The 13,409-nt window shown below is 74.5% G+C and carries 10 protein-coding genes; 6 read left to right on the forward strand and 4 right to left on the reverse strand.

What is annotated here, in order from left to right:
* Positions 1–181: 181 nt before the first annotated feature.
* From pulA to C5N14_RS20150, 3 genes are all read right to left on the reverse strand, one after another.
* A complete protein-coding gene (gene pulA / locus C5N14_RS20140) occupies positions 182–5,683 on the reverse strand; it encodes a pullulanase-type alpha-1,6-glucosidase (RefSeq protein WP_117669675.1) in 5,502 nt (1,833 codons plus the stop codon).
* 163 nt (positions 5,684–5,846) lie between these two features.
* Complete coding sequence (locus C5N14_RS20145; RefSeq protein ID WP_117669676.1) at positions 5,847–6,554, reverse strand: cellulose binding domain-containing protein; 708 nt, start codon at positions 6,552–6,554, stop codon at positions 5,847–5,849.
* 129 nt (positions 6,555–6,683) lie between these two features.
* Complete coding sequence (locus C5N14_RS20150; RefSeq protein ID WP_117669677.1) at positions 6,684–7,379, reverse strand: hypothetical protein; 696 nt, start codon at positions 7,377–7,379, stop codon at positions 6,684–6,686.
* Positions 7,380–7,436: 57 nt separating this feature from the next.
* Between C5N14_RS20150 and C5N14_RS20155 the strand changes: the two genes are divergently transcribed.
* Positions 7,437–7,640, forward strand: coding sequence for a hypothetical protein (locus tag C5N14_RS20155; RefSeq protein ID WP_243639837.1), 204 nt, complete (start codon positions 7,437–7,439; stop codon positions 7,638–7,640).
* 34 nt (positions 7,641–7,674) lie between these two features.
* On the opposite strand, the gene C5N14_RS20160 is transcribed toward C5N14_RS20155, so the two are convergent.
* The gene (locus C5N14_RS20160) at positions 7,675–8,772 is read right to left on the reverse strand and encodes a sensor histidine kinase (RefSeq protein ID WP_165878166.1); all 1,098 of its coding nucleotides are present in this window, start codon (positions 8,770–8,772) and stop codon (positions 7,675–7,677) included.
* A 27-nt stretch (positions 8,773–8,799) separates the two neighbouring features.
* On the opposite strand from C5N14_RS20160, the gene C5N14_RS20165 reads away from it, so the two are divergent.
* The 5 genes from C5N14_RS20165 to C5N14_RS20185 all read left to right on the forward strand — a co-directional run bounded on the left by C5N14_RS20165 (position 8,800) and on the right by C5N14_RS20185 (position 12,870).
* Positions 8,800–9,462: a response regulator transcription factor gene (locus C5N14_RS20165; protein WP_117669680.1), complete on the forward strand. Its 663-nt coding sequence runs from the start codon at positions 8,800–8,802 to the stop codon at positions 9,460–9,462.
* 107 nt (positions 9,463–9,569) lie between these two features.
* Positions 9,570–10,580 carry a glycerophosphodiester phosphodiesterase family protein gene (locus tag C5N14_RS20170; protein ID WP_243639839.1) on the forward strand — a complete coding sequence of 337 codons (1,011 nt, stop codon included), beginning with the start codon at positions 9,570–9,572 and terminating at the stop codon, positions 10,578–10,580.
* 6 nt (positions 10,581–10,586) lie between these two features.
* On the forward strand, positions 10,587–11,465 hold the full coding sequence (locus C5N14_RS20175; protein WP_117669682.1) for an ATP-binding cassette domain-containing protein: 879 nt from the start codon (positions 10,587–10,589) through the stop codon (positions 11,463–11,465).
* Positions 11,462–12,061 carry a hypothetical protein gene (locus C5N14_RS20180; protein ID WP_117669683.1) on the forward strand — a complete coding sequence of 200 codons (600 nt, stop codon included), beginning with the start codon at positions 11,462–11,464 and terminating at the stop codon, positions 12,059–12,061. Before C5N14_RS20175 ends, C5N14_RS20180 begins: the two co-directional genes overlap by 4 nt.
* Before the next feature lie 89 nt (positions 12,062–12,150).
* Positions 12,151–12,870, forward strand: coding sequence for an alpha/beta hydrolase (locus tag C5N14_RS20185; protein ID WP_117669684.1), 720 nt, complete (start codon positions 12,151–12,153; stop codon positions 12,868–12,870).
* Positions 12,871–13,409 lie beyond the last annotated feature (539 nt).

A 13,409-nucleotide genomic window follows, 5' to 3' on the forward strand; every position in this document is an offset into this window, starting at 1 on the left:
CGGCGGGCAGGGCTGGTAGCCGGCAACGGTGACACCGGCCACGGGGCAGTCCGCCGGCCCCGCTCGGGAAGGATCCGCACGGATCCCACCGGGCGGGGCCGGTGGCCGTCGCCGCTACGAACGTCCGGACCGCAGCCGGCCCCCATCCGCCAGGGCGGACGGGGCCGGCCGGTTCGACGGGCTACTTCTGGACGAAGACCGCCACACTGCGTGCCGGCACCGTGAAGGTGCCGGTGCCCCGGTCGAACGACGCGGTGCGCAGCACCGGGTCGGCGGAGGACCGCAGCACCGGGTGCAGCGCCACGTCCGCCCCGCGCAGCCCGGTGACCCGCTGCCGCGCCGCCTGCGGGGTGGCGTTGAAGACGACGGTCACCGACCGCCACTTCCCGTCCAGCCCGCGGGCGTCGAGGGTCATGGTGAGCACGCCCGGGGTCTCACCGGTGCCGGAGAGCGGGAAGGCGACCCGCTGCTGCACCTGGTCGGCGGTGGTCAGCCCGAACACCGGCGAGGACTCGCGGATCCGCAGCAGCTCCGCGTACCGGGCGTCGGCCAGGTCGATCGCCGCGCAGTCCGGCACCAGCGACGGATCGGCCAGCAGCGGCTTCGCGTACGACCACTTGTCCTGGTTGTCCGCCGCCGGCGGGAGGCCGGCCCCGAAGCCGTTGCCCTGGGCGCAGTCCCAGCGGATCTGGTTGAACCAGTCGCCGGAGTTGTACGAGTTGCGGTCCAGCGACTTGGAGCGCAGCCGCTCCGAGCCGGCCGTCACGAACCCGGTCCCCTGGCCCATCACCACGGTGGAGAGGGCGAGCACCTGCATCCGGGCCCGGTCCGCCGCCGAGGTGGCCTGCGGCAGCTTGTACGCCAGCGCGTCGTACAGGATCTCGTTGTCGTGCGCGTCGACGTAGGTGACCGCCTCCCCGGGCGCGGCGGTGTAGCCGGCGGGCGAGCCGTTGTAGTCGACCTGCCCGCCGGTGACCTGCCGGCCGGACGAGTCGGTGAACCGGTAGCCGCGCAGGTTGCCGGTCAGCCCGACCTTGATCTGGTCGTGGTGGTGCAGCAGGCGGGCCCGCTGCTCGGCCGTCGACCCGTTCACCGGGTCGCCGTTGGGGTCGGTGAACAGGCCCGACGCGAAGCCCTGGATGCGGGGGTTCGGGTCGAACGGCGTACCGCCGCGCACCGCGTCGCGGAGCCGGTCGTTGAACGTGCCGATGCCGGTGCCGGCCATGTTGGCCTGGGTGGCCTGCACGAACCGGGCGTCGTCGGCGACCTCGCCGAAGTTCCAGCCCTCGCCGTACAGCAGGATCTGCTTCCCGTCCACGCCGTCGCGGGCGGGGGTGAGCCTGTCGAGGGCGGCCCGCACGGCGAGGATGTTCTCCTTCGGATGGTGGCCCATCAGGTCGAACCGGAACCCGTCCACCTTGTACTGCTTCGCCCAGGTGACCAGGGAGTCCACCACCAGCTTGCCCATCATGGCGTGCTCGGGGGCGGTGTTGGCGCAGCAGGTGGAGTTGGCGACCGCCCCGTCGGGCAGCAGCCGGTGGTAGTAGCCGGGCACCACCTGGTCGAGCACCGACTTGCCGTCGGTGCCGGCGGCCGACGTGTGGTTGTAGACCACGTCCATGACCACCCGCAGGCCGGCGCCGTTGACCCCGGCGACCATCTGCCGGAACTCGGTGGTCCGCTTCGCCCCGGCCGGGTCGACGGCGTAGCCGCCCTCCGGCACGGTGTAGTGCAGCGGGTCGTACCCCCAGTTGTAGCCGTCGGTGTCGGCCACCGCCGCCACGCACCTCTGCTGCTCGTCGGAGTCCGGGGCCAGCTTCGCCAGGTCGCAGGCCGGCTGCCGCTGGTCGGCGCGGCGCTCGGGGATGGTGGCGAAGTCGAACGCCGGCAGCAGGTGCAGGTAGTCGACCCCGGCGCCGCCGAGCGCCCTCAGGTGCCTCATCCCGGCCGTGTCCGGGTCGGTGAAGGCGAGGTAGGTCCCGCGCCGCTCGGCCGGCACGGTGCTGTCGGCGATGGAGAAGTCCCGGACGGAGACCTCCTGGATCTGCGCCTTCGCGGCCGGCGGTGCGGCCGGCTTGCGCAGGTTCGCCCAGCCCTTCGGGGCCAGCGCCGGGTCGGCCAGGTCGACGATCTGGCTGTGCGTGGAGTCCGGCGCGAGCGCCACCGAGTACGGGTCGGTCACCGAGGCGGTGACCACCTTCTGCGCCGCCGGCTGCCACGCCGCGACCCGGTACCGGTAGTACTTGCCGGTCCAGCCCCGGTCGCCGCGCGCGGACCAGACGCCGGTGCGGTCGTCGCGGCGCATCGCCACGGTGCGCGGCGCGGCGGTCGGCGAGTCGGACAGCTCCAGCGCCACCGTCCGCGCGGTGGGCGCCCACACCGCGAGGGTGGGCACCCCGCCGGCGAAGGTCGCCCCGAGCCGCGCGCCGGTGGCGGCGGCGTAGACGTCGTCGAGCACGCCCGGGACCTGCACCCCGGTCGCGCCGAGCAGCACGCCCTGCGCGTCCCGCTCGGTCACCACGAGCTGCCCGCGCAGCGCCGCCGGGACCTTCGCCAGGTCGGCCCGGTCCAGGCTGAACGCCTGGTACGCCCACAGGTGCGGGTACTTCGCGCGCTGGGCCTCGGTGAGCCCGTTGCGCTGCGCCCGCAACGGCAGCGTGGTGTACGTCCCGGACAGCTCCCCGTCGACGACGCTCAGCCCGCCGGTCGGGGCCACCACCAGGGCGTACGCCCGGCCGTCGGTGGGCCCGGCCTGCCAGGCGACGGTGGACCGGTCGATCCACTGCGCCTGCTGCCTGGTGATGTCCACGTCCCTGGACACCCCGGACGAGGTCGACGGCAGCAACCGGCCCGGGGTGGCGGCGAGCAGCCACACCTCCCGGCCGGCGGTGGCGAAGTCCAGCCGCTGGTCGTTCGGCAGGTCCTTGGTGTCGCCGTTGTGGATGAGGTAGCTCAGCCCGGTGGCCCCGGCCGCCAGCGGCACCCGGAAGACCGCGCCAAACGCGTCGGTCCGCTCCGGCCTCAGCGGGGCGGACCAGTCGGTCGGATCGGCCGCGCCGTCCCACAGGTGCAGGCCCCAGCCGTCGTAGTTGTTGTCGGCCCGGCGGTAGTGGATCAGCGCGGTGTCCCCGGCGACGGGCGGGTCCGGCTCGCCGGTGGCGGCCTGCCTGCTCGGGTAGAGCGCGGCGTCGCCCTGCTTCACCCACACCTCGCCGGTCTGCGTGACGTCGACGGTCCGGTCATTGGCGACGTCCTTGTTGCCGGCGGAGTCGACCACCAGGAAGCCGACCGACTTCGCGCCCGGCTTCAGCTTCACCCAGGCGAACCGGCCGAACGAGTCCTCCCCGGCGAACGGCTGCCCCTTGGGCCACTCCGTGGCGTACGCGGGGTCGATGTCGCCCCAGGCGTACAGGCCCCAGTCGTCGTAGCCGCCGGCCGGGCGCTGGTAGTGCACCACCGCCCAGTCCCGCGACGCGCTCTGCGTCGGGGTGCCGACGGTGGCGGTGGAGCGGGTGCTCGCGGTGCGCCCCCTGCCGTCGCGGACGACGGCCTTGTACTCGATCCCCGTCCCGCCGGCCAGGCCGGTCAGGTCGTGGTGCACCGTGTACGGGGCCCGGTGGGCGCTGCCCAGCAGGGTCCATTTACCGCCGGCGACCCGGGCGGCGACGGCGACGGTGGCCAGCGGGTCGCCGGTGACCTGGGCGGTGACGGCGGCACGGGTGGCGACCGGGGCGTCCGGGGCGGGGGCGGTGACGCTGATCGACGGCTTCGCGTCGGCCTGCGGGATCGCCCGGCCGGCCCGGTACACCACGGCGGACGTCGCCGGCACGGTCACGGTCAGCTTGCCGTCGGCCCCGGCGGTCGGGGTGTCCGCGCCGCCGTAGATCCCGGCGAACGCGGCCCCGGCCGACCAGGTGTCCACGGTGACGGTCTGCGCGGTGCCGGCGTTGTTCACGGCGACGACGTACTCGGTGCGCTGCCTCGGGTCGATCCGGGAGAAGGCGAAGACGCCTGGGCCGTCGGCGGCGTACCGGGTGACCTGGACGCCGTCGCGCAGCGCCGGGTGGGCCTGCCGGAGCCGGCCCAACTCGGCGATGGTGCGGTAGAGCGGGTGCGTCGGGTCGTACTGGTCGCCGGCGTGGGTGCGGTCGGTGCCGATCAGGTCGTCGTCGAGGTAGTCGGGCACCTTCGAGGCGAACATGTCCTGCCGGGCGTCCTTGTCGCCGCCGGGGCCGGTGAAGCCCTGCTCGTCGCCGGAGTACACCACCGGCTGGCCTCGGGTGAGGAACATGAGCTGGTGGGCGAGCTGGTCGCGGCGTAGCTGCGCGGCGTCGTCCCCGCCGGCGGCAGCGATGAACGAGCCGATCCGGCCCATGTCGTGGTTGCCGAGGAAGGTGGTCAGTCGGTTGGCGTCGGTGTCCCGGGAGGCGTAGAGGTCGTCGCGGGCGTACACGTCGGCGAGCGCCTTCGCGGAGCCGTCGGCGGCGGTGTAGCCGCGGGCGGCCTCCTGGAACGCGAAGTCGAGGGTGGCCGGCAGGCCGCCGCGCCGCACGTAGCTGGAGGTGATCTCCGGGTCGGCGCTGTAGACCTCGCCGAACATGAAGAAGTCCTTCTTGCCGGCCCGCTCGGCGGCCCGCTCGATGCCCCGGCTGAACTGCGGCCAGAACTCCATGTTGGTGTGCTTGACGGTGTCCAGCCGGAACCCGTCGACGCCGGTGCCGCCGATCCAGTCGCCGTAGACCCTGGTCAGACCCTCGACCACCTCGGGGCGCTCGGTCCACAGGTCGTCCAGGCCGTAGAAGTCGCCGTACTCGCTGTTCTCGCCGGAGAAGGTCGAGTCGCCCCGGTTGTGGTACATGGTGGCGTCGTTGAGCCACGCCGGGACCTTGACCTTCGCGTCGGCCGGGGTGTCGAAGATCGGGGTGTACGGGGAGGACTCGGCGTTCACCTTCGGGAAGTCCCGGGTCCCGTCGGCGTAGTTGCGGTCCTCGAAGGCCCGCCCCCGCGCGTCGGTGTACGGCGCGGTCTTCTTGTCGATGTACGCGTACTTGCCCTCGGCGTACTTGATGACGTCGGCGGTGTGGTTGACGATGACGTCGAGGTACACCTTGATGCCCCGCTGGTGCGAGAGCTTGACCAGCCTCTTCAGCTCCTCGTTGGTGCCGAAGTGCGGGTCGACCTGGGTGAAGTCGGTGATCCAGTAGCCGTGGTAGCCGGCCGAGACGTCCGCGCCGGCGCCCTGCACGGGCCGGTTCTTGAAGATCGGGGCGAGCCAGATCGCCGTGCTGCCGAGCCCCTGGATGTAGTCGAGCTTGTCCATCACCCCCTTGAGGTCGCCGCCGTGGTAGAAGCCCTTGTCCTTCGGGTCCAGGCCGGTGACGAGCCGGTCCCCGGTGAGCCCGCCGGAGTCGTTGCGCGGGTCGCCGTTGGCGAACCGGTCCGGCAGGACGAAGTAGAACTGCTCGGCACGGGCGTCGCCGGAGCCGGCCTTGAGCAGGTCCTCGACGGAGGGCTCGGAGCGCCACTGCACCGCGCCGGCGGCGGCGAGGGGGTCGGTGCCGGCGGGCCTCGGGGCCGCGGCGGCGGCGACCTGGTGCACGGCGACGGGGGCGCCGACGAGGGCGAGAGTGAGGGTGGAGACCAAGGCGAGCAACGCCTTACGGGACATCGGCGGGGGTTTCATCGACGGCCTTCCTCTGGTCGTGATTCGCCCGCACGCTAGCTCTTGCCGAAACATTCTGCAATACCTTGCAAACCAGGTCGCAACAAAGCAGTCATCTTGCGAAACGCAGGCTCACGCGGGGAGCGGACCACGCAGCCATGGTCGGCACCGACCGAGGGACGGGTCAGCCGACGCCGGAGCAGCCGACGCCGTCCACCGTGCACGTCGTCGGCCGGGTGGCGGGGGTCTGCTCGAAGTGGAACCGCAGCGGCACCACACCGTCCGGGGGCAGGGCGCCGCCGCCGGTGAAGGTCCAGGTGTCGCCCGACCGGCTGGTCCGGGCCTCCGGGGCGCCCGCGACCCAGACGGCGACCAGCCGAGCGCCGGGGAACGTCAGCCGGACCGCCCAGCCCTGATCGGACCGGGAGACGTTGCGGACCAGCACCTCGCCGATGAAGGCGTCGTCGTACGTGCTCAGCACCCGGTACGCGCCGGTGAGCGCGGGCGGGTCGACGGGCGTCGACGCGAGCGGGGCAGGCGGCGACGCGGAGGTCCCGGCACCGGTCGGGGTGGGGCCGCCGGTCGACGCGGCGGGGCGCGTCGGGCCGGGCGACGGGGTCGAGCGCGGCGAGCGGCCCGGCGGCACGGGCGCGGGCGGCCCGGTCGCGGCGCGGCTCGCCGTCGGCGGCGACGTCGGCAGGGGCACGGTCACGTCCGGACCGGGCAGCGCCCCACCGGCGGGGCCCCGGCTGCGGTACGTGCCCAGCGCGACCAGCAGCAGCACCACCATGACGATCACCCCGACCGACACCAGGATCCAGGGCGAGGAGGCGATGGCGGCGCTGGCGGCGCTGGTGGCGGGGGCGGGTCGCGCGCGACGTGTGCCGGACATGCCCCTCCCCCATCGGTCCCGCCCGGAAGCGTAGCGATCGACGGCACTGCCGGAAACTGTCCGGACCGGCACCGAACCTGGCCGCGCCGGCCGATGCCGTCCGCCCTGGTCGACGCCCACCGGTAGCGCTCAGCGTGGCGGGATGCTTACCTCGATCTCGGCGCCGAGCTGGGCGCCGGCGGCCAGGCCGAGGTCGTCGCCGCTCCAGAACCGGCCCGGGTCGTACCAGTTCGGCCGGCGGCCGGCCGGCAGCAGGCCCATCGCCTCGTAGGTCACCGCCACCACCTCGGCGCAGTACGCCGTCTCCAGCGCGCGGTCCCGCACCGCGCCGCCGCCGGCCGGCTCCGCCGTGGCCGCGTCACCGGGCCGCGCGCCCGGCCGGCGCAGCCCGGGCAGCCGCACCTGGGGCACCCGGCCCCGGGCCCAGCGCCAGGCGAGCTGGGTGGTGGACGGGAATGGGGTGCCGTCCAGGCGGGCGACGGTACGCAGCACCGCCTTCTCCATCTCCGCGTCGGCGGGCGGTTCGAGTTGGCGCAACCAGGCCCGCTGGCCGTACCGGTTGGCCCAGACGCAGACCGCGTCCCGCAGGACGTGCAGCTGCACCCCGCGCTGGTGGGTTCCGGTCCACATGTCCGGCAGCGACCGGCCCAGCTCGGCGTGCCACATCAGCGGCGGCATGTCGTCCAGCACCACCGCCATCCCGACGTGGTTGACCGGGCTGTTGGTGGTCAACTGGATGGCCCGGTCGGGCCCGCTGCGGCCCCGGAACACCCACACGTCACCGGTGCGGGTCAGCTCCACGGCCTCGTCCAGGCTGATGCTCATGCCCTCACCCCGTCGCCGCCGGCGCTCTGCTCGCTCATGGGGGTCTACCCTAGGCGGATGCGGCAACGGATGCGGTGGTGGAAGGTGCTCGGGCTGGCCGGACTCGCGGGGGTCGCCGCGACCGGGGTGGTCGTCGCCCGGGCGGAGCGGCGGCGTCGGGCGTACACCCCGGAGGAGATCCGGGCCCGGCTGCGCGACCGGCACGCGGAGGCCACCGCTGCCGACGGGGTGGGCTCCGCGCCGGCCGGCGACCCGGCCTGAGCCCCGGCGGGCCGCCGCCGTCCCCGGGGCGGACTCAGCCGGGTGGACGCAGCGGGAGGGTGGCGACCACCCGCCAGCGCGACCCGTCGGACCGGCCGTGGCGCAGCGTCCCGCCGTGCGCCTCGACGTCGACGGCGAGGCTGCGCAGGCCGAAGCCCGCACCGCGCGGGGCGGGACCGCCGGTGGCCCGGCCCGCGCTGCTGGTGAGGGCCACGGTCAGCGCGTCGTCGTCCCGGTCGACGGCGATGTCCAGGCGGCTGCCGACGCCGTCGTGCCGCAGGGCGTTCGTGGCGGTCTCCCCGATGAGCCGGTGGGCGAGCGCCCGCGCCGGGGCCGGCAGGTCGTCGAGCCCGTCAGGCAGCGCCGGGGGCAGGCGCAGACCGGCTTCGCGCAGCGCCCGGAGCCGGTCCGCGAGCGTGGCGGCCGGGTCCGCCTCGGCCTGGTCGGCCAGCGCTGCGCGGACGTCCGCGAGGGCCTCCCGACCCGCGGCCAGCACCCGGTCGAGGCGGTCCCGGTCGGCCGGGGCCAGCGAGGCGGTCGACCGCAGCGCCTCGGCCTGCACCAGCATGACGGTGACGGTGTGCGCGAGGGTGTCGTGCAGTCGCCGGCTCAGCCGTTCCCGCGCCTGCGCGGCGGCGGCGGTCTGCCGCGCGGCCGTCTGCTCCCAGCGCAGCCGGGTGTTCTCGGCGGCGTACGCGGTGCGTTCGCGTACGTGTTCGCCCCGCTCGACGCCGGCGAGCCAGGCGACGACGCACACGACGACGGCGAGCAGGCCGCCCTCGACGGGCCCGTGCCGCAGCCCGCTGGCGGCGACGACCACCGCCGTGGCCGTGCCGCACGTCCCCCAGCGGATCCACGGGGACCGGTGGGCCGCCGCCGAGTACAGGGCCAGCGTCACCGGCAGGAAGCCGACCGACCGGGACATGCCGGCGAGGGTGTGCGCGGCCGTGGCTCCCCCGACCAGCGCCAGCACCACCTGGGGCGCGTGTCGGCGCCAGGCGAGGGGCAGCAGTTGCGCCACGGCGAGCGGGACCGAGACCACCGCGCCGGAGACCAGGAAGATGGTGGCCAGGGCGGCGCCGAGGGCGACGTCGACCGCGCGCTGCCAGTGGGCACCGCCCCACCAGGTCATGCTGTCTCCTCGACTTATCATGGGCCGATGATCCGGCTCGTCATCGTCGACGATCAGGCACTGGTGCGGGAGGGCATGGGCCTGATCCTCGGCACGCAGCCGGACATCGAGGTCGTGGCCGAACTGCCGGACGGCGGGGCGCTGCTCGACCTGCTCGCCCGGTGTCCCGACGCCGCGGACGTGGTCCTGCTCGACCTGTACCTGCCCGGCTGCGACGGCGTCCGGATCCTACGGCAGCTACGCGACCGGCATCCGGAGCCCGGCGTCCGGGTGCTGATGCTCACCACGGTCGGGCGCGCGGAGGAAATTCACCGGGCGCTGGCGGCCGGCGCGGACGGGTTCGTGCTCAAGGACGCCACCGGAGAGGAACTCGCCGCCGCGGTGCGCGGCGCGCACGCCGGGGTCACGGCGCTCAGCGCGTCGGCGGCGCAGGCGCTGTGGCCGGCGACCCGGCCGCCACGGGCCGGCCACCGGCCGGACGGCAACGCCCGGCTGGCCACGCTCACCCCCCGGGAACGGGAGGTGCTCACCCTCATCGGCCGCGGGATGGCGAACCAGGACATCGCCCGGGCGCTCACACTGGCCGAACGCACGGTCAAGACCCACGTCAGCAACCTGCTGGCCAAGCTGGAGGTCACCAGCCGCACCCAGGCCGCGCTGCTCGTCCGGGAGCTGACGGAGCAGGTTTGAACGGCACCGGCGGTGGCCGCCGGTTGAGCGGCGCGGTACCAAAGACCGACAGCGGCTACGTCCTTCGCCACTTCCGGCCACCCGCGCGACGCTGTCAGGCTGCCCCGGTGACCGAACACGGGATGGACCCGCCGAAGGGCCGCCGGCGTCGACGCCGGCTGGCCGGCGCCGCGCTCGCCGTCGTGCTGCTCGCCACCGCCGGCCTGTACCTCGGCAACAGCTCCGCGCTGGCCGACGTGCCGGACGGCCGGCCGTTCCTGATGGCCCACCGCGGGCTGGCCCAGACCTTCGACCTGGCCGGCGTCACCAACGACACCTGCACCGCCGAGCGCATCCACCGGCCGGAGCACCCGTACCTGGAGAACACCCTCGCCTCGATGCGGGCGGCCTTCGCCGCGGGCGCCGACCTGGTGGAGTTCGACGTGCAGGCCACCCGGGACGGCCGGCTGGCCGTCTTCCACGACGCGACGTTGCAGTGCCGGACCGACGGCACCGGGGCCGTCCGCGACCACACCCTCGACGAGCTGCGCAGGCTCGACCTCGGGTACCGCTACACCAGCGACGGCGGAGCGACCTTCCCGTTCCGGGGCAGGGGGATCGGCCTGCTGCCGACCGTCGACGAGGTGGTGACCGCGTTCCCCGGCCGGGAACTGCTGCTCCACGTCAAGGGCGACCAGCCCGCCGAGGGTGAGGCGCTGGCGGGCTACCTGGCGACGCTGCCGGCCGAGCAGCGCCGGACGCTGACCGTGTACGGCGGCGATCGGGCGGTGGCCGCGTTCGCCGACCGGCTGCCCGACGTCCGGGTCACCTCGAAGAAGATCATGCAGGACTGCCTCGTGCCGTACCTCGCGGGCGGCTGGACCGGCCACGTCCCGGACGCCTGCCGCCACCGGCAGCTACACCTGCCGGAGCGTTACGGACGGCTGCTGTGGGGGTGGCCGAACCGGTTCGTCGCCCGGATGCGGGAGGCGGACACCCGGGTGATCCTGGTCAACGGCTCGGGCGAGTTCTCGGAGGGCTTCGACGACCCGGCCGACGTCGACGCGCTGCCCGCGGGCTGGACGGGCGGGGTCTGGACCAACCGGATCGACGTGGTCGCGCCCCTGCTGGACGGGTGACCGCAGATGATCGAGGCACGTCAGCTCAGCCGGACCTACGGCGGGCGCCCGGTCGTGGACCGGGTGACGTTCACCGCCGAGCCCGGCCGGGTCACCGGTTTCCTCGGGCTCAACGGCTCGGGCAAGACGACCACCCTGCGCATGCTGCTCGGACTGGTCCGGCCCACGTCCGGGCTGGCGCTGATCAGCGGCCGGCCGTACCGGGAACTCACCCGCCCGCTGCGCCAGGTCGGCGCGGTGGTCGAGCAGGACGCGTGCCACCCCGGCCAGACCGGGCGGGCACACCTGCGTACCCAGGCGATCCTCGCCGGCGCCGGCCGGGGCCGGGTGGACCTGCTGCTCGACCAGGTGGGCCTGGCCGAGGCCGCCGACCAACGCACCGGCGGCTACTCCCTCGGCATGCGACAGCGGCTCTGCATCGCGACCGCCCTGCTCGGCGAGCCGCCGGTGCTGGTGCTCGACGAGCCCGCCAACGGCCTTGACCCGGCCGGCGTCGCCTGGCTGCGCGGGCTGCTGCGGGCCCACGCCCGGGCCGGCGGCACCGTGCTGGTCTCCAGCCACCTGCTGGCCGAGGTCGCGCAGCTCGTCGACGACGTGGTGGTGATCGCGCGGGGCCGCGTGCTGCGGCAGGCGCCGCTGGAACGCTTCACCCGGGCCGCCGCGCCCCGCGTCCGGGTACGCGGCCGGGACCCGCAGCGGCTGTGGCACGTCTTCCGGTCCGCCGGAGCGACGGTCACGGGCGCCGACGAGGCGCTGGAGGTGGTGGGCCTGCCCGCCGAGCGGCTGGGCGAGCTGGCGTTCCAGGCGGGGGTGCCGCTGCACGAGCTCACGCCGCTCACCCGGGACGTCGAGCAGGTGTTCCTGGACCTGGTGGGAGCGGCGTGACGGCCGTCCTGCGCGGCGAGCTGCACCGGCTCGCGACGATCCGGTCGGGCCGGGTCTCGGTGCTCGTCCTCACCGGCCTCGGGCTGTTCCTCGGGGCGTTCGACGAGGCGTCCTGGGCGCTGCTCGTCGGCCTGTCCACGTTCGCGCTGAGCGTCGTCGGCACGTCGCAGCACTTCCAGCACCGTACCGTCGTCCTGCTGTACCTGGGCCAGCCGCACCGGCTGCGGACACTGGCCGGCCAGGCGCTGGCGTACGCGCTCACCGCGTTGGCCGTCGCGGCGCTCAGCGGCGTCGTGGTCGTGGCCGGCGCGGCCGACACGTACCTCGCGACGCTCGTCGCGGTGCCGGTGATGGCGGCCTTCGGCGTCGCGAACGCCACGGTCGTCCGGCGCCCGACCTGGCTGTTCCTCGGTTGGGCGGGCTGGCTGGTGTTCGTCGAGGGGCTGGTGGGCAAGCTGCGCGCGCCGCTGCCGTTCTCCGCGTTCCTGGACGGCACCGCCGGGGAACGCGCCGGCCTGCTGGTTCTCGCCGGGTGGACGGCGCTGGCGCTCGTCGTCGCCGGGCTCACGGCGGGCCGGGACGTGACCGGCGAATGACCAGGGCCGGACCCCGGCCGCGTCGCCGACGAGCGCGTGGGGCTTCCGGCGGGGCAGCCGAGCTGCACCCTGCGGGCTAACATCCCGGCATGGCCGCACCGATCGAACAGAGGCCGTTCGTCCTTTCGCCGCCGCTCGCGCCCGTGGAGCGACACGGCCGGGTGGACCTGCACCTGCCGGCCGCCGACACCCCCCGCCCCGCCGTCGTGCTGGTGCACGGCGCCCCGCTCCCGCCCGACTCTGGCGATCCCCGCGACTGGCTGCTCTACTGCGGCTACGGGGCACTGCTGGCCGAACAGGGACTGGTCGCCGCCGTCGTCAGCTACCGCGTCGACGACCTGGCGGACGTCCCGGTCGCGGCGGACCAGATCGCGGCGGCGGTCGAGCAGGTCCGCGCCGACCCCCGGGTGGACGCCGACCGGCTGGTGCTCTGGTTCTTCTCCGGCGGCGGGCTGCTGTCGGCCGACTGGCTGCGGGCGACTCCGCCCTGGCTGTGCGGCCTGGTCTGCACGTATCCGCTGCTCACGCCGCCGCAGGAGTGGCCGATCGACGACCGGTTCCACCCGGTCGACGCCCTCGACTCCACCGGCGACCTGCCAATCGTGCTGACCCGGGCGGGGCTGGACATGCCGATGGTCCAGGTCGGGATCGACGCGTTCGTCGCGAAGGCAGCGGATCTCGGGCGACCGGTGCAGATCATCGACGTCCCGAACGGTCGGCACGGCTTCGACGTGCTGGACCACACGGACGAGTCCCGCGACGCGGTACGTACGGCCCGGGACGCCGTGCTACGGCTACTGACCCCCTGAACCCCTCACCCATCCCCACCCAGCCCCATTGATCAAGCCGCGTTGATCAACGCGGCTGGGGCGCCGGGTGCTGTCCGGTTTGGGATTCGATGGGTGGTTTGGGCTGGACGGCCCTGTGGGTGGGGTCACGCTGGTGGTGGAATCCGGGCCGGGGCGGGGGCGTTGTACATGGTTCACCCGGGCGCACCCCGGCCCGGGCAGGGCCCCGGCCCCCGCCGTGGAATCGTCGTGGAATGCGGGGCCGGTCGGGATCGTTACATCCCCCCGGACGCCCGAGCAGGCCCCCCGGCCGCCGGGCCGATCCCCCCGATCCGAGCTTTCTCGCGGCAGCCGCTACCCCTGGGCCGTCGCACATCCCCCTGAGCAGAGGAGCACGCCATCATGCGTACCGATCTGATCCGTAAGACCGCCCTGACCGCCGCTGGTATCGCTGCCACCGCCACCGGTATCGCTGCCCCCGCCATCGCCGCCCACGCCGCCCCCGCCACCGCCGCGGTCAAGACCACGGCCGTGCACGGTGACCGTAAGCCCGCTGGCGA

Origin of the sequence: Micromonospora sp. MW-13 (assembly GCF_003434305.1) — a bacterium.
In the GTDB taxonomy this organism is placed as follows: Bacteria; Actinomycetota; Actinomycetes; order Mycobacteriales; family Micromonosporaceae; genus Micromonospora.